This window comes from Streptomyces sp. NBC_01426 (assembly GCF_036231985.1).
In the GTDB taxonomy this organism is placed as follows: domain Bacteria; phylum Actinomycetota; class Actinomycetes; order Streptomycetales; family Streptomycetaceae; genus Streptomyces.
Genome location: NZ_CP109502.1, coordinates 791,372 through 806,493, shown reverse-complemented (window position 1 = coordinate 806,493; position 15,122 = coordinate 791,372). Strand labels below are relative to the sequence as shown.

Here is a 15,122-nt window from a genome sequence, read left to right as displayed (position 1 = left end):
ACAGAGGGCGCAGAGCGCCTCTGAAAGACCGTCAGCGCAGAGCGCTGACCGGCCGGCCGGGGGCCGCCGAGGAGCCGGCCCGCGGGGCGGGCCGGAGGCCGGCGGGCGGTCCGGCCGTGAATTCGGTTTCTCTTCCTGTGGTTGGGGTTAACGAATGGCTGGCTAGGTGGAGGGGTTCCCTCGGTGGTCCTGGCGGGCCTTTTCTGTGGTTTCTCGACGGGTTTTCAGGTTGTCCCGGTGGTGTTTCTCTGCGGGTGGTCCTGATTTCCTGTGCTGCCAGATCATTCTAGGGGTTCGAGTCCCTGGAATTCAAGTTGTGCGGTGGGAATTGACGGGGTGTCCGCTTTCCGTGCCCGGGGGCTGCTCCGGCGGGGCCGGGGTGCCTCTGTGGGGGCTGTAGTAGCAGCCTACAGGGCTCTTGGCGGGTTGGGGAAGGGGTTCCGGGTGTGTGGCGTTCACGGGATTCTGTGCGGCTTTCCGGGGCGCATGTGGGGTGGCGTTAGATTCGGGGGTTCGCTGTTTGAGGGGGTGTTAGATCCGGTGGTCCGGGGTGTTAGATCCGGGGCCGCTCCAATCGGCGCGTACGGGGCGGGTGTTAGATTCGCGGGTTGGGCTGGGGCGGATTTCCGGGGTGGCGTTAGATTCGCGTTGTGGGCCCGTGGGGGGTGTTAGATCCGGAGTCGCGCGGGGGCGGGGTCGGGCGGTCGCCGGTGGCTCCGGTGGGGTCGGGGCGAGTCGGGGGCGGGCGCGGGGGTGTGGGTGTGATCGGTCGCGGGGTGGGGGTTGCGGGGGGATGAGGTTCCTAGTTGGGGGTTGGTTTGGTTGAGCGTGTGGGGGTGGTCCCGTTCCTGTGTTGCGTATTCACGATTCGATGTGTACAGTAGTTATCACGAGGTCGGGGGAACGAAGAACCGGCCGAGAAACCACCTACTGACTCCCTTGGAGGGATCTTCATGTCCGGTACCCAGACGTTCACCACCCCGGCCGGTCACACCTACTCGTACGCGGTCGAGACGGGCGAGAACGGCGAGTCGGTCTACGACCTGTCCCGCGTGCTCCAGGACGGGACCTTCCCGATCGGCACGGTCGTGGTCCACCCGAACTGGGAGCTGTTCCCCAAGGTCGAGGGTCTGCTGAACGTCCAGTTCGGCAAGGGCAGCGGGACCAACCGCCACGAGCGGACCGACGCCCCGAAGCTCGGTGACATGGAGCTGCCGTACGTGGTGGGCAGTCACCTGGTCAACCCGGCCGACCTGACCGCCGAGACGGACAACGGGGCCGCGCCGCTGCTGAAGTTCCGCAAGCAGATGCTCGGGGCGGCCTTCGAGACCAGCGCCCCGGCCGAGAACGCCAGCCAGGACACCTTCGACAAGGTCCGCGACCTCGTCACCGCCCTGGTCACCACCTACCAGGCCGACAAGAACACCCCGGCCCGCGAGGCCACCTACACCAAGTTCCTCAACGCCCAGCGCGCCGAAGCCATCCAGGCCCAGATCACCAAGGTCGACGACAAGGCCCAGGCACTCGCCCTCATCCGCGCCGAGCTGGTCGAGAAGCTGAACGGCTACAAGACCGCCTAACCCCCCAGGACAGGGCCGGGCGACCCCAACCCCCCACAGGGGCCGCCCGGCCCGACAGGGGGCCCAGGAGCCCGGGCCCAGCCCCTCCCACACCGAGCGCCTTAGCTAGGGCGCGGCGGCCCAGGGCGAGATCAAGAGCGAGAAACCTACATGGACTTCAGCGAGGCAGTGCGGGCCCCGGATCCGCGGCTCCAGGGCATCAAGGTCGGTGACCAGGTCGCCCAGTACGAGACGTGCCAGGTCCACTGGGGCTACACGATGGTCACCGTGGCCAAGATCGGCCGGGAGCTGATCCACACTTCGGACGGCCGAAGGTTCAAGATCAAGGACGGCATGGAGAACTACCGCTCCACCGTCAGCTACACCCGCATCGTCCGGCTCAGGGAGACCGGGATGCCGGAGCGTGCACCCGGGGCAGCAGCGGATGGCGGGCCCACCTGAGCAAGAAGCTGAACGGCTACTAGACCCCCCACCACCGGCGGCCCGCAACACCTCCACCCGGGGCCGCCCGGGAACCCCCAGGGGCCACCGGATCAGTACGCGGTCCTCATCCGGCCGACGCCCCAAGGCCGCCGGCCTACGCGCCGTAGAGCCCGCGAGAACACCTAGACCAGGGCAGGACGGCGCCCACCCCCACGACCGTCCGCGCCCACCCCCGGCCCGGCCCCGGCCCCGGCCCTCCACAGGGGTCCCGGGCCGGACCCAACACCAAGGAGCAGCACCTGAGATGGGCACGACCCTTGCCGCCCTGTCGGCGGAGCACATCGGAATGTTGGTCGAGGTCGACGATTCGGTCATGGCCGACTCTCAGACCGTGCTCTACACCGCCACCCGACGTGTGCGACTCCTCGACTTTGAGCAGCGCAACGGCGCCACACGCCTCCTTGACGGACTCGTTCCGCAATGGCCGACCTGGATCGAGTGGGCCGACTGGCGCAAGTTCCGCGTACTGAACTGACCCGGCTGGCCCTCACACCCCAGGAGCACCACCGCCCTCATAACCAAGGCAAAACTGCCTGACCCACCGGGCCCGACATCGGCACCCGCACCCCTTCTAGCCGGGGCTGGACCGGGCCACTCACAGCACCACAAGGACCGAGAGGCCGCAGGAATGACATTCGACGAATGGGCCGAGCGCCTGGACCGGGTCTACATGGACGGGGCTCAGCACGACTGGCGCGACGAGGACAAGAGAGCGTGGGATGAGGCCATCCGCGAGATGTCGGTCGATTTTCCCCACCTCGCGATCACGTGGATGGATCCGAAGTGTGGCTGCTGCACCTTGGAAGACCCGGCGTTGCTCGCCTTCGACGATCCTCGGGGGCCGGGCTGGTTCGAGCTGCTCTACCCGACCTTTCGCCCGACACACACCTACTACCTGGGCTGACGACGCCCAGCACGCCGGGCTGGGCTTCCGGCTCGGAGTCCATGCGGACGTGGTGTCCGCAAGCGAATGAGAGGAGAACAGGTGTCCCAGGACAGCAGCACAGTGAATCGTCAGGAGTTCATGGACTCGCTGCGCGAACAGTGGGAGGCGCAGCCGACTGAGCAGTACGAGTTCCTCGGGCTGACTGGCATGGACTACAACGACTGGTTGGAACACCGCCACGGGTGGCCGGTCGATGCGGCTGGCAACTGCCGCGTCCATTCGGAACTGGAGCAGTTCCCGGCAACAGAGTGCACGGTGTGCTCGACCCTGATCAAGCTGTACGAGGAAGGGGCGGTGGGGATTCGGTCGGCGGAGCGGTCAGAGGGCGACGCGCAGGGCGGTGCGGCGGGCGAAGGCGGTGAGGCCCGGTAGGTCCGGCCGGCGCGCGGCGACCTCGGCAGTCAGCGCGCGCACCGAGGGGCGGCGGGCCTCCAGCGGTGCGGCACGCTCCACGAGTTGTAGCTGGACGAATGCGGATGGCACGTCGTCAGCGGCCAGCAGGGCGCGGGCGGTGTCGGTCGCCGCGCGGGCTCGGCGCTCCGGCGTGGGCAGCACGGCTGGCTCCAGGCCCGCGGCGTACGCCAGGGCGCGGTCGATGTCGCCGAGCTTCTGGTGGATCCCGACCCGGTACAGCATGCACTGCGTCGGCGACAGCTCCCCGTCCGCCGGCACTCGCCCCCGGTCGTGGAGGAGGCGGGCCGCGGTCTGTTCGGCCAGGGACGCGAACTGCTCGGCAGCGGAGGGCATGCGGGCCTGGGCGGCGGTGTACGCGGCGGTCAGGGCCACCATTCCGGATGCGTCCAGGACGACCGCGGACGGTCGGGGGCCGGCGTTCAGCTCATCGTGTGCTTCCTGGAGCAGCTGCAGGGCGCTATCCGAGCGGCCCGTACGGCGCAGCGGCGTCGCCGCCGCGCGCGCGGCGGCCGCGAGGAGGACCGGGTGGCCCGAGCGGCGGGCCGCCGTTCCGGCTCGGACTGCGAAGGCGGCCGCCGTGTCTACGTCGCCTTCCTTGACCGCTAGTTGAGAGGCGAGCACCCATACCCCTGCCGCCCGGCTGGCGCCGACCGGGCCCGTTCGTTCGCTCTCGCTCGCGCGGGTCACCATCCCAGGGAGCACCTGGTGCAGCCGGTCGTACCGGCCTGTGGCGAACAACCTGTGCGCGGCCGGGAGTTCCCTGTCCGCCAGGCGCTGGCTGAGTCCGCTGGCGAGTGCCGGTGTCGTGTCGCCCGCCCATAGTGCCGCCGCGCAAAGCCCGGCGCTCAGTACCCTCCTGCGCTCCATCACCATGCCACCGTCCTCCTCGACCGCTGTTCCGGGCGTCATGCCGGGGTCTTCGGCCGTTCTTGCGACGGTACGGGCCTGGCCGGGTCCCGGGCAGGGCGCACATCTGCCGGCTCCGCGCGCCCCTTTCTGCTCTGGCGCTCCGGTGTCTGGGCGGGCGGATGTGGGGGCGCGGAGGCCCGGCGCGCCGCATGGGTAACGGGCACTCGCGCGTCGCGGCATAGGGACGGCGGCGACCGGACGGTCCCTGAGGCTCTCCGGCACATGCCCGGGGGCCGGGGTCCCGAGGCGGACGGCCCCCGCTCTCGTTCAGGTTGAGGCTGGCCGTGCCTTGCATGGGAGTCGAGAATCTCGGATGTTGCGTCTTAGTGTTTCCATGTGTATTGTTGTTCTCGCGAGGGCGGGGGACCCGCAGAACCCGCCGACAAGCCACCCGACCAACAGGCCGCCGCCCGCGGCCTCGTCGAGGAAGTCGACCCGACCGGGGTCACCGGCTGCATCTCCCCGTGACAGCCCCAAGTCACCGCAGGACAGCCCTTCCCGCAGGGGCAGTCCGCGCCCACCCACTCCGACGATCCTGAGAGCTCGCGTTGTTCTATTTGATGAAATGCCCCTGTTGCGGCCGCCCGACCATGTTTCACGAGCTGGAACGCCACACCGCCCCGAGCCTCTTGATCGACCCCGAGACGGGCTTGCCGCCCGGCATCTCTCCTGACGGCCACCGTGCGACCCCTTCACCAGCGGCCACAGCCAGAGCCCGCAAGCAGCCCCTGTGCCAGTCGTGTCTCGATGACATACGGGCCGGGCGAGCGGTGACCTTCTCCGTACGCCTGAAGGGCGAGCAGACCGCGATGGCTGTCGCCCCCGAGATGCCCCTCCTCGACGACGAGGGCCGGGTGATGGCCGTCCGCTGTCCGTCCGCCGGGTGCGGAGCGGTTGTCGACCTGATCAGTGGCCGGCTCGACGGCCACATCGTGCGCGGCCAGGAGTGCCGCATGTCCGGCGTGCGGGTGGTGGTCAGTGAGGAGTGAAGCGTGAGCTGAACAGCCTCAGTCGCTGACCTTCTAACCCTCTCGGGCCGTGCCCGAACCCCTGAACCGCTGTCCCGACGACTGCCCCGTCTGCGCCGAGAACGACCACGCGTGAGACATCGGGGCGATTACGGAGTTGATCTCGACATGAGTACCCCCGTCCCGGGAACCGGGGCAAAGAAGCGTCCCGCGAGGCGTCGCAAGGTCAAGAACGCTCGGACCGGCTCCGTGGGAAGCAAGATCCTGCCGGGTCGGTACAGCGACGAGGGCGAAAAAGGGCCCTGGTTCCGGCGTCTGGTTCGCCGCGCTGAGACGCGCGACTGGCAGCGTGAGACATCGCGGCTCTGACAGCCACCGTCAACCGGTCCTCCCCGTCGCGCCGGACAGCCGGAGAGCCGCCTCGCGCCGGTCTCCGCAGGTGCGAGGGCGCTGGCCGAATAGCCGAAGGCCCTCTGCTTCACCTCTGCCGCTCCCGAAACGCGCGGCCCTGCCCCTCCCCCCTCCCCCTTCTATGTGCGCGCCCGTCGTGGCGCTCGAACCTAGGAAGAAACGTGTCTGCTGATCTGCAGCTCCGCATCCATTCGGCACCCGCTGGCGAACTCGTTCCGCTTCTCGACCTCATGCGGGAGCACGGCCTCCGCGGCGAGTACGAGCGTGGCCCTGCCGAGGTCCTCACGCTAGGGCAGGTCTACCGCTCCCGGGACGCCGCTCTGGGCCTCTGCGAAGAGGTCGCCGCGCGACTGGAGGAGGACGCCCCGAACGCCGTGTTCGAGCTGTGGCAGGACCCTCACTGGAGCACAGACGGGCACTACCACGCACACGTCCCGAAGTTCGGACATTTCGAGGCTGGCTGCGATGCCGAGGGCGTTCCGCATGTCGGCGTGCACGACCTCATCCAACGGCTGAGCAACAGCCCGGGAGCGACGCTCGGCGACTGGATGGCGGGCGAGGGGGCCGGCCTTCTCGGCATCGCGGTGCTCGCCGTGGTGGGCGAGTACCGGGCGCAGCAGTCGTCCGACTCCTGATCCGGGCTCCTCCCCCTTTCACCCCGTCGGGGCCGGTTGGCCGGTGACGCATGCGGCGGCGCGGCGCCGCCGCTCCGCGATCGCCCGGATCGACGACGCGCACAACGGCCAGCCACTCCCCGGCCTCCCCCACCCACGATTCACTGGAGAACTGATCATGGCGGACATCCGCATGCGCTTCCTCGGGCACCCCTGGGAGCGAACCACCGTTTCTGCCGATTCCGGGACCCCCGAGGAGGTGTTCATCGCCCTCTTCCTCCGGGCGATGGAGACCGTCCCCGAACTGCGCGCCTTGCCCGGCGACCTGGAGACGTACACGGTGCGCTGGGACGGCGACGAAGCCTCGATCTACCACCCGGATGTGGAGCAGGTCGTCTTCCGTGCCCAGCCCGCGCCCGAGCGTTCCGTGCAGGGGGGTGCTCCGGTCGGGACGCGGCCGCCTGAGGTGTGGCGCGGGGAGCGCGGCCACGACTTCTATCCGGCTCCGGCGGTGCTGGCCGAGATCCCGGGTCTGTGGGCAACGGTCTTGGAGCCGCATGGGCACAGGGTGGTCGGCCTCCGGTACTTCTCCGCCTGGGGCGAGTGGTACGTCGTGGAGGTCGATGACGCGAGCGGTGAGGCTTACGGGTGGTCGTGCCTGGGCGGTGACCTGTCGCAGGGCCGGTGGGGTTTGATCGATCTTCCGGCTCTGGAGTCGTTCCATCAGGAGGACGACCTGTCCCAGTTGGTTGTTCGCGATCTGGATTTCACACCCGCTGTCGCGGCCAGTGTTTTGCCGGAGGGCCGACCTTACGATTCCTGCGGGGACGCGGATTGCCGTGTGTGTCTGCCCGATTTCATGACGGAGTACGTTGCTCGACTGCGTGAGATTATCGCGGAGCACGGGTTCGCCGTCCAGGCGGTTCTTGCTGATGAGGGTTCTGCCGCCTATTGCTACACCGTCGGTCTGCACGAGTCTCTGGGACATGAGTTCGTGATGGCCGGCCTGGACGTCAGGGCGATGCAGGGCGTGCTCCATTCCGTCGTCGAGCGGTTCGCCGGATCGTCTGGTCCGGTCGCCGGTGAGGTCCTGGACGGGCTTCTCGCGAACGGATTCCGGCTGCTCATGCGCCCCGTGGAGTCCTTGGAGCCCTTCGCGATGCTACGGGCGGTGTATGGCCGGGATACCGCTGTGCCGTACTGGCAGGCCGTGTGGCCCGATCGTGACGGCGTCTTCCCGACTGATGCTTCTTGCTCGCTTTCGCCCGGAACGCAACCGCTTCTCTAGCCGGTTTCGGGGTTCTCAAATTCTTGCGTTGTCGTTTTAGGGGGTATTTTCATGCGTCAGCCCGAACCGCTGGATGCTATTGAGGAGCTGCGGCTCTTTCTGGATTTCGCCGTTCCGCTGTGCGGCAGTGATATCGCGTACAAGCTCAGGCAATGGGGCCATTCTCGCGAGCAGGCCAAGAACTGGCTACGTGGTGAAGCCGAGCGCGCTGGCGGCAGCTTGGGCGAGAACGGTGACGTGCTGCAGTTCAGCGATGGTCGTCCTCGGTCGGGACGCGCGCAGAACCGTGTGGTCTGGACGGCGAGTGAGCTTGCTCGCGGCGTGGCAGCGGCAGCGCTGCTTGCTCAACTGGAGGGGAAGAGCGGGGTCGAGGCTTTCGGTGGCTTCTACGGTGTCGCTGCTGGGCCCGCTGAGGCGGACACGGCCCGAGTCCAGGATGGGGAGAACGGTGCAGTCGGTGGCGCCGCTCGTGGTAGCTGTCCTGTACGGCGGCCGGCTGCATGAACGCGCCAGGGGAGTCCCGGTGCCGCGCCGTTGCGCGGCACCTCGTCCCGGCCGGTGAGTCGAGCCCGCAGAGAGCCGTATTGGAGCTCTCGGCTCACCCATTAGTCTCGCTGTGGCCCGTGCCGGAATGGAGTGTGCGGGACAGGCCCCGGTCCCCGTGACGGGACGCAGTACGGCCGGGGCCGTCACTCCCGGGGCGGTTCGTACAGTCGCCGACGGCTCAGTCCAGGCGGGAGAAGTCGAGATCCACCAGGATCTCCTTCAGGTCGACCTTCTCGTCGAGGCAGAAGCCCCGAAGCTCGTCCCACATCTCGGAGACACCCTCCAGAGCGCCACCGAGCAGGGACAGTTGCCCGCGGTCCTCGTCGTATTCCTCGTCGTGGAGGTAGACCATCTCCGCCTTCTGGAGCTCGCGTACGACGCTGAGCAGCGTCGTACGGTCCGCCGAGAAGCGCCGCAACACCAGTTCGAAGTCCGTGGTCTCCTCGTGGACCACGAGGGCGAGGACCTGTCGGGCCATCCGCGTGAGGCCGCCGACACGCCCCGCGAAGCGGTTGACCAGTTCGAGGACGTCCTGTTCGTCCGACGGATCCTGGTCGGCGTCCTCCCAGGCGAAGAAGCGGCGCATGGTGGTGGCGGGCCGCACCAGGAAGCCGTTGACCGTGTCCCGGAACTCGGCCTCGATGTCGTCGACCGTGTACCGGTACGTGCCCTCATGCTTCTGTTTGACCGCGCGCAGGTACTCGACGGTGTAGTTGTCCCGGGTGACGCTGCTGTCGATCAGGTCGTGGTGCACCCCGCACAGCAGCATCAGGTTGTCGAAGTCCCTCAGCTGTTCGACGTCCCGGCCGTCCCATGCCTCGTGCCGGGCGCTGCCGGGCTCAGCGCCGATGATGTGGGCGATCTTGCCGACCCAGGCGCCCTCATCCGTGACCAGCCGCGTTGGGCAGTGCGGGTCGCCCCAAGCGCACTCGTTGCCGGAGAACGCCCACAGCCGGCGCGCGACGCCGGACATCGGCTCCTTGCGGTTCTTCTCGGGGCCGCTCGTCCGCTTGGCCACAGCCCGCCCTTCCTTCGCCCTGACGACAACGCGCAGCGTAGTCGAGTGTGTTGGGGTGCGGCATGCGTGCTGGTTGTCCGGCTGCTACGGCGCAGGGTCGGGCGGGCGCGGGGGCGAGTTCGGCCTGTTCGGCGACGGCGCCGAGGCGGTCGGCGGGCACCGCGTATGTGGCCGCGTAGCCAGCGGCTGTGCTGGGCCTGACGCTGGGCGCTGGTGGCCGGCCGAGGGGTGAGGCGGGTCTGCTCTGGTGTGGGTGAACTTCGGTCGTTGTCGCCCGAGTCCGTGTCGTAGTCGGGATGATGTGGCACGTGCGGGGCCGCGGCGGCCGCGGGAGGGGGTCAGGGTGAGCAGGTGGGGGAAGCAGCAGGACCGGCTGGTGGTGCGGGCCGTCGACGTGCTGTCGGGTGTGCTGAACGGCGCGGTGCCGGAGCCTGCTCGTCGTGTCGTCGCCTCCCGGGCACTGCTGGCCGTCGAGGAGTTGGTGTTCCCGATGCACGAGGAGCTGGTGCTGGAGGAGAACGCGGACGCGGCGGCGCGTGAGGCTACCGATGAGCAGTGGGCACACGACGCTGCGGTGCGCGGGTGGGTGATCGAGACGTTGGCCGAGCACGCCACGTCCTACAACGAGCTCCATGAGGTGTGGGAAGACGATCTGGAGTACGTCGAACCCCGTGGTGACCATCCGGTGTGGGCGCTGCTGGAGCTGGCTCCCTTCGCGCGACGCCTGCGGCTGCTGCAAGAGGCGGCCGCGAAGACAGCCGTCGGCCTGGGCGGCGACGTCGGCGTCGGCGCGCACCAGATCGGGCACTGGGCGGCGGGCCGGTCCCGGCCCGGAGAACGTGAGCGGGAGGCGCTGGCAGAGGCGCTGGGTGTCCACCGGGCGTGGCTGCACGCTTCGCGCGACGAGCAGCCCGATGTGCAGCTGTACCGGTTCGCGTCCTGCCCGTGCGAGAAGCCGACCGCCATGACGCGGCTAGGGCTGGGCCGGGAGGAGCCGGACTGGTACGACAGCCCCGCCGAGCAGGCTGCCGCCGTGCACTGGTGTGGCGGCTGCCGGCAGGGCTGGGTGAAGGACGCGGCCGGCTGGCTGCTGCCGCTGCCTCCCGGGGAGGAGCCGAAACCGTCCCACAGGGACTTCGCCGGCCTCGGCCGACCGTTCAGCAGCAGCCCCTCGGTAACCTTCGATGAGCCGTGGCCGCGGGCTCTGTGGCAGCTCCCGGCAGGCCGGAAAGGCCGCGCCCGCACCGCCTACCAGGTCCCCGAACTGCTCACCCGGGAGCCGCAGACCCTGCCCGTACGGCCGACAGCCGCGCGCATCGTCGTGCCAGAACCGGTGTGGGGGGCCGGTTCAGCGGAGCGGCTCGCCGCGAACGCGTCGTGGTGCCGCACCTGCCGGGCCCTGGCCGACGCGCCTGAGGGGGCGGCCGGCGGCCCGTGGGTTCTGCTGCACCGCAGCGAGCCGCGACGCGGGCTGAGCACCTGGACCTACCCCACCGAGAAAGACGCTCTGCATCACGGCGCCCATCTGGCCATGACGTACCTGCAGCTGGACGACGGTCCCCTCGACCCTGTGGCGCTGGACCTGTTCGTCGGCCAGGCTCACCCCCAGGTCATCGCCCGCTTCCTCGAACTGCACCCGGAGACCACCCAGTTCGAGGTCGCCGAACTCGTCCCCATGCGCGCCAGCGAGTTCTGAGCGCCGACGCGCTCCTTGGCCGCGCCGGGGCGAGCGGTCAGGAAGCTCCAGCCGTTATCAGCCAGGCGATCCACGCGCCGTCCTGCGCCCTGCCCAGGTGAAGGTCTGGCGTGTGATCGGCCCTGCGGGCGCAGACTCGGCCGTAGGCGCCGTGACGGGCGGGGCACAGCCGGGCCAACTCCTCGGGGGTGAGCACCGCGAGGTCGTCGGGGAGGTTCTGGCCGGCCGCGGTCGCGCGTGCCTGGGCACCTCGTCGGCGTTCGACGGCGTCCCGGTGCTCGGCGAGCAGACGGACCCAGCGCAGATCGCTGTCGTCCTGGTCGCCCGCGGGGGTGTAGAGGCACTGGCGCGCACCGTGCTCGTCGATCTCGTCCACGACGATCATGCCGATCGACTCCAGCATGCGGCACGAGGCCAGGTTGGCCTTCTGGGTGACCGCAACCAGCGGGCCACCGCCCGGGACGGCGTCCGTCCACCAGCTGACGGCCGCGGCGACGGCCTCCCTGCCCAGCCCTTCGCCCCAGGCGGAGGGGAGCAGCTGGTAGGAGATTTCGGCGCGGCCCTCGCGCCTGTGGTCGGCGCCGATGGTCACCAGGCCGATCGGTTGCTGGTCGGCGACGCGGACGACGGTCCACGCGCCGGCCGTCGTCGGGTAGGCGGCCTGCCGGGCGGCGACGCGCTCCTGCGTGACCGGACCGCCGAGGTGCGCGCGGACCCGGTCGTCGGTCAGCAGCTTGTGCACGAGGAGTCCGTCTTCGTGGGTGACCGGCCGCAGGAAGAGATGGTCGGTGCGCAGCTCGGCGGGCCAGAGGCGGTCCAGGGCGGTGACGACGGATTCCATGAATGTCACCTTGGCAGCCGGCGGCTCGCAGCGGGCCGGCTTCGTACGGAGACGCACGGGCGGGTGACGGGAGTGAGCGGCTCCGGGGCTGGCCCCTGCGGTGGAGCCGGCCCAGCGAAAGGAGCCGTACGAATGCTCGTGCTTTCGGTTCCCGTTCGGTTACCGGCGGGGGCGTTGTCGGTGGCGGCTGGCAGTCTGCCCGGGACAGAGGCAGTGCCGTTTCGGAGCAACAGGAGAGGTCGCACCGTGGACCAGTTCAGGGGCTGGAAGAGGTACCCGCGCATCATCGAGGGTGCTCTCGCGCGCGCCGGCTACGCGGATGCCGAATTCGCGGTCCGCCGGGGAGAGGTGCGGGGTACGGCGGAGGCCCGGTGGGCGTGGACCGGCGGGGCTGCGGAGCTGACCGCCGAGGAGTGGCCGGACGGGCTGGAGCTGGTGTGGAACTCGTCCGCGGGCTGGGCGTACCAGGAGCGAGACGGTGACAAGCTCGTCGCGTTACCGATCCCAGTACTGGCGGCGCCGGCGGCGATCACCGCGCTGCTGCCGGCCCTCATGGACGGGCGCCGCGACCAGCTTCCTGCATCCGAGGACCGGTGGGAGCACGCTGCGATCCTCGCGAGGTGGGCGGAGTCTGCCGCAGTCCTCGGCGACGACAAGTACGACGCGGCCTACCAGCGCGCCGAGGAGGAAGCCGCGACATTCGAACGGTGGCAGGCCGAGCTGGGTGACGTTCTGCCCGTCACGGCGCCGCTTCCCGTGGAGGCCGACGGCACCGCCGGGGCCGCCGCCCTCGGGTCCGGTGACGCCCGCACGCCAGACGCGGCGGAGCGGGCCCGGCGCGCGCACGTGGACGTCATCCTGCAGTGGGCCCTCACGGCACGCGACGACCGCAGCCACCACCCGGACCCGGAGGCGTTCGGGGCCCTGTGCGACTTCTTCACCCGCGCCGTGGTCTTCCCCGGGCTGATGGACCCCGACGACGGGCAGCGCCACACCAGCGACCCCTCTCGCGCCCTGGCCCACCTGCTCATCCAACACCTTGAGCAGTACGGCATGGACCTGGATGACCTGCCCGACCTGGTGTCGCCCGGTACGTCCGTCGCGCCCGTCGGTGACGCACTGGCCGAATGCGTCGCCCAGGCACTGCGCTCCAGCCGCTGGTTCAGTGACGCTGCGTCCAACAGCGGGCAGGTGGTGTTCCACACCGTGTTCGGCGCCCACGGAACTCTCCAAGTTGCCGACGAGGCGGGCGGTGACGGCGTGTAGGTGTAAGAGGCGAGGGACACGACCGATGACCGTAACCGCCGCCGACTCAGTCAGTCCTCGAAGTAGGCCTCGTACCAGGCGTCGATCTCATCGGCGGCGAGGGCAGTGGCGAAGATGGCGGTCAGGACCCGCTGAGGCACGGACCGAGGATCGCTGGCGGCCAGTTGCTCCAGGTTCGGCATTGCGCAGGGCCGCAGCGTCGGCGTGGGCGGCGAGGATCACGCCGTGGATGGTCAGGTCGGTCTGCTCATCGATTCACCGACGCCGTCCGCTGCCCGGTGCACGTCGCCGATCTGGCCGCCGCCCTGCTGGAGTTGGCCTCGTGCGACGCGGCCGGCATGCACCATCTCGGCGGGCCCGACGCGCTGAGCCGTCACGACCTCGGCATCCTTATCGCCAAGCGGGACGGCCTCGACGACGCCCGGTTGCCCACGGGCCTGCGGGCCGGCAGCACCCTTCCCGGCGCCCTCGACGTACGCCTCGACAGCGGGCGGCCCAGCGCAATCTGCGCACCACACTGCGCGGTGCTCGGCAGTTCCTGCAGCGCACTGGCGTGACGCCCCAGTTCGTCGGCTCATGAGCGAGCGGCCAGGTCCCATGAGGACCTGGACGCGCTGCCGTTCGCGCAGGGGCGGCAGGATTCGAACCTGCGGCGCACGGGTTTGGAATCCGCTGCTCTGGCCGAGCTGAGCTACGCCCCTTCGGTGGCTGGAGCCTGGCACGGCCGTAGTTCCCTCAGCCACCGAATTTCGGGCCGAGCACCGACGAAGGATCAGGTGCGGGGCGGGGAGGGCCTGCTGATCAGCATCGGTATGAAGATCGCCATGGTGTACCCCACGCCCGCGAAGAGCGTGATGCCGATGCGCAGCCCGATGCCTTCACCGGCCGCGCCGGTTCCCCAGACGATGCCCAGCCCGACGAGGAGGCACAGGATCCACCAGCCCATCAGCACGTTCCAGGCTCGCAGGTCCTTGCGGAACTCGCGCTCCTTGGCCGCCCGCGCATCGGGGGTGTCGCTCAGGATCCGGGAGTGCCAGGAGAGGTAGCCCATGCGCCGGTCGTGATCCATCTGCTCCCAGTCGGCCGGCCTCAGCGGGATCCGTATGCCGTGGCGCTCGAGGTAGGCGTGGCGCTGTTCGCTGCTCAGCTCGCGCCAGCCGGTGGGCGGCTGCCAGGCCATAAGGTCCCTGCTGGTCCTCAGCGTCATGGCGCGACACGGTACCGCGCCAGACCTCACCGCGTGCAGCTAAGACGCCTGGTCCTGCCATCGCTGAACGGCACCGGGGGAGAAGGGGTCGGTCGGAAGCGGTCGGAACGTGGATCCCTCAAGCACCTTGGTGGCGTACTGCCGTAGACGGTCTTCCTCTGCGCCGGTGAAGCCATGACCCAGCGCCCAGCCGCACAGCTTGTCGACGTCCCACCGGTAGCCCGCCTCGTGCAGTTTCAGCAGCGTGTGCAAGGCGAACGCCTTGTCGATGTGGCTGGCGAGGGCGTTGGCGTGGTTCACGTGCTGCCCCAGCTCGGTCATCGCCGCCTCGACCACCGGCTCCAGCAGCGGTTCGTCCGCCTCGGGGTGTACGGAGCCGTCGACCACGCTCACCGCACGGCGTGCGCGCAGCCACGCGGTCAGGAGGGGATCGGTGCCCCATGGAATGACGCAGATGGCTGTCGCCCGGCCCCGGAGGTCACTGGCGAGATCGCCCACGATCTCCCGGGTTGGCCATGGTGCCAGTACCGGGCCGCGGTCCCACCCCGACAGGGCGCCGCGCTTGGCGACGACGGCGTTCCGTACGTGCTGGGCCATCGGGTGTTGCTGGTAGTTCTGCAGCTGGGGGACCAAGACCAGCTTCTGGCCCGGTTGTTCCATGAGCCATTCGGCGCCGCGGATGCCTGCCTGGTCGGTCGTCCAGCCGGGTTCCTCGGGGGACCACGGCACGTAGGACAAAGGCGCACTGCTGGCGTTCACCACGATCGGGCTCCGTCCCTCGGTCTGTCTACGTACGAGCTTGGCACCGGCACGTCGGTGTCCCGTCAACCAGTGCCCTACGCCATGAAGCCCATACGACACCACAGGCGACACCGCGGGGTTCACTCCTCCGGCCGATCGAGATTTCCGGGCCGATCGCGCCACACGGGGGTAAT

Annotated in this window: 16 protein-coding genes, 1 tRNA gene and 1 pseudogene; 12 read left to right on the top strand and 6 right to left on the bottom strand. The window is 69.5% G+C overall.

All coding sequences use genetic code 11. The features are described from left to right. Nucleotides 1-953 precede the first annotated feature (953 nt). The 5 genes from OG906_RS42435 to OG906_RS42415 all read left to right on the top strand — a co-directional run bounded on the left by OG906_RS42435 (nt 954) and on the right by OG906_RS42415 (nt 3,381). Nucleotides 954-1,580, top strand: coding sequence for a hypothetical protein (locus tag OG906_RS42435; RefSeq protein ID WP_329448958.1), 627 nt, complete (start codon nt 954-956; stop codon nt 1,578-1,580). Nucleotides 1,581-1,730: 150 nt separating this feature from the next. Next, a complete protein-coding gene (locus tag OG906_RS42430) occupies nt 1,731-2,021 on the top strand; it encodes a hypothetical protein (protein WP_329448959.1) in 291 nt (96 codons plus the stop codon). Between the two features lie 286 nt (nt 2,022-2,307). Beyond that, a complete protein-coding gene (locus OG906_RS42425) occupies nt 2,308-2,538 on the top strand; it encodes a hypothetical protein (RefSeq protein ID WP_212728891.1) in 231 nt (76 codons plus the stop codon). Nucleotides 2,539-2,691: 153 nt separating this feature from the next. Further along, on the top strand, nt 2,692-2,967 hold the full coding sequence (locus OG906_RS42420) for a hypothetical protein (protein WP_212728890.1): 276 nt from the start codon (nt 2,692-2,694) through the stop codon (nt 2,965-2,967). An 81-nt stretch (nt 2,968-3,048) separates the two neighbouring features. Then, complete coding sequence (locus OG906_RS42415) at nt 3,049-3,381, top strand: hypothetical protein (RefSeq protein WP_329448960.1); 333 nt, start codon at nt 3,049-3,051, stop codon at nt 3,379-3,381. On the opposite strand, the gene OG906_RS42410 is transcribed toward OG906_RS42415, so the two are convergent. Further along, nucleotides 3,328-4,332 carry a transcriptional regulator gene (locus OG906_RS42410; RefSeq protein WP_329448961.1) on the bottom strand — a complete coding sequence of 335 codons (1,005 nt, stop codon included), beginning with the start codon at nt 4,330-4,332 and terminating at the stop codon, nt 3,328-3,330. The genes OG906_RS42415 and OG906_RS42410 overlap by 54 nt on opposite strands. Nucleotides 4,333-5,102: 770 nt before the next feature. On the opposite strand from OG906_RS42410, the gene OG906_RS42405 reads away from it, so the two are divergent. The 4 genes from OG906_RS42405 (at nt 5,103) to OG906_RS42390 (ending at nt 8,117) form a co-directional block, all read left to right on the top strand. Beyond that, entirely contained in the window at nt 5,103-5,321 is a 219-nt protein-coding gene (locus OG906_RS42405; protein WP_329448962.1) for a hypothetical protein, read from the top strand. 551 nt (nt 5,322-5,872) lie between these two features. Next, nucleotides 5,873-6,346, top strand: a complete 474-nt coding sequence (locus tag OG906_RS42400) for a hypothetical protein (RefSeq protein ID WP_329448963.1) — start codon at nt 5,873-5,875, stop codon at nt 6,344-6,346. Between the two features lie 43 nt (nt 6,347-6,389). Continuing rightward, nucleotides 6,390-7,613, top strand: coding sequence for a DUF4262 domain-containing protein (locus OG906_RS42395; protein ID WP_329448964.1), 1,224 nt, complete (start codon nt 6,390-6,392; stop codon nt 7,611-7,613). A 51-nt stretch (nt 7,614-7,664) separates the two neighbouring features. Then, a complete protein-coding gene (locus OG906_RS42390; RefSeq protein WP_329448965.1) occupies nt 7,665-8,117 on the top strand; it encodes a hypothetical protein in 453 nt (150 codons plus the stop codon). A 220-nt stretch (nt 8,118-8,337) separates the two neighbouring features. On the opposite strand, the gene OG906_RS42385 is transcribed toward OG906_RS42390, so the two are convergent. Continuing rightward, a complete protein-coding gene (locus tag OG906_RS42385; protein WP_212728886.1) occupies nt 8,338-9,177 on the bottom strand; it encodes a hypothetical protein in 840 nt (279 codons plus the stop codon). A gap of 343 nt (nt 9,178-9,520) precedes the next feature. Between OG906_RS42385 and OG906_RS42380 the strand changes: the two genes are divergently transcribed. Continuing rightward, nucleotides 9,521-10,873: a helix-turn-helix domain-containing protein gene (locus OG906_RS42380; RefSeq protein WP_329448966.1), complete on the top strand. Its 1,353-nt coding sequence runs from the start codon at nt 9,521-9,523 to the stop codon at nt 10,871-10,873. Nucleotides 10,874-10,910: 37 nt separating this feature from the next. Here OG906_RS42380 and OG906_RS42375 read toward each other — a convergent pair whose 3' ends face one another. Then, nucleotides 10,911-11,714 carry a GNAT family N-acetyltransferase gene (locus OG906_RS42375; protein WP_329448967.1) on the bottom strand — a complete coding sequence of 268 codons (804 nt, stop codon included), beginning with the start codon at nt 11,712-11,714 and terminating at the stop codon, nt 10,911-10,913. A 246-nt stretch (nt 11,715-11,960) separates the two neighbouring features. Here OG906_RS42375 and OG906_RS42370 point away from each other — a divergent pair, with 246 nt between their 5' ends. Both OG906_RS42370 and OG906_RS42365 read left to right on the top strand, forming a co-directional pair. Further along, nucleotides 11,961-12,980, top strand: a complete 1,020-nt coding sequence (locus OG906_RS42370; protein ID WP_329448968.1) for a hypothetical protein — start codon at nt 11,961-11,963, stop codon at nt 12,978-12,980. Nucleotides 12,981-13,234: 254 nt separating this feature from the next. After that, nucleotides 13,235-13,560: pseudogene (locus OG906_RS42365) on the top strand (dTDP-4-dehydrorhamnose reductase); the annotation flags it as partial. Nucleotides 13,561-13,606: 46 nt separating this feature from the next. Here the strand turns inward: OG906_RS42365 and OG906_RS42360 are convergent. The 3 genes from OG906_RS42360 to OG906_RS42350 all read right to left on the bottom strand — a co-directional run bounded on the left by OG906_RS42360 (nt 13,607) and on the right by OG906_RS42350 (nt 14,946). After that, nucleotides 13,607-13,681, bottom strand: a tRNA-Trp gene (locus tag OG906_RS42360). A gap of 71 nt (nt 13,682-13,752) precedes the next feature. Then, nucleotides 13,753-14,187 carry a hypothetical protein gene (locus OG906_RS42355; protein ID WP_200726567.1) on the bottom strand — a complete coding sequence of 145 codons (435 nt, stop codon included), beginning with the start codon at nt 14,185-14,187 and terminating at the stop codon, nt 13,753-13,755. Nucleotides 14,188-14,226: 39 nt separating this feature from the next. Beyond that, complete coding sequence (locus OG906_RS42350; protein ID WP_212728883.1) at nt 14,227-14,946, bottom strand: hypothetical protein; 720 nt, start codon at nt 14,944-14,946, stop codon at nt 14,227-14,229. Nucleotides 14,947-15,122: the final 176 nt, after the last annotated feature.

Bases quoted from the DNA above. Each gene is read 5' to 3' on its own strand.
- OG906_RS42355 (WP_200726567.1), bottom strand. From the start codon at position 14,187: ATGACGCTGAGGACCAGCAGGGACCTTATGGCCTGGCAGCCGCCCACC.
- OG906_RS42420 (WP_212728890.1), top strand. From the start codon at position 2,692: ATGACATTCGACGAATGGGCCGAGCGCCTGGACCGGGTCTACATGGAC.
- OG906_RS42430 (WP_329448959.1), top strand. From the start codon at position 1,731: ATGGACTTCAGCGAGGCAGTGCGGGCCCCGGATCCGCGGCTCCAGGGC.
- OG906_RS42375 (WP_329448967.1), bottom strand. From the start codon at position 11,714: ATGGAATCCGTCGTCACCGCCCTGGACCGCCTCTGGCCCGCCGAGCTG.
- OG906_RS42425 (WP_212728891.1), top strand. From the start codon at position 2,308: ATGGGCACGACCCTTGCCGCCCTGTCGGCGGAGCACATCGGAATGTTG.
- OG906_RS42390 (WP_329448965.1), top strand. From the start codon at position 7,665: ATGCGTCAGCCCGAACCGCTGGATGCTATTGAGGAGCTGCGGCTCTTT.
- OG906_RS42435 (WP_329448958.1), top strand. From the start codon at position 954: ATGTCCGGTACCCAGACGTTCACCACCCCGGCCGGTCACACCTACTCG.
- OG906_RS42410 (WP_329448961.1), bottom strand. From the start codon at position 4,332: ATGACGCCCGGAACAGCGGTCGAGGAGGACGGTGGCATGGTGATGGAG.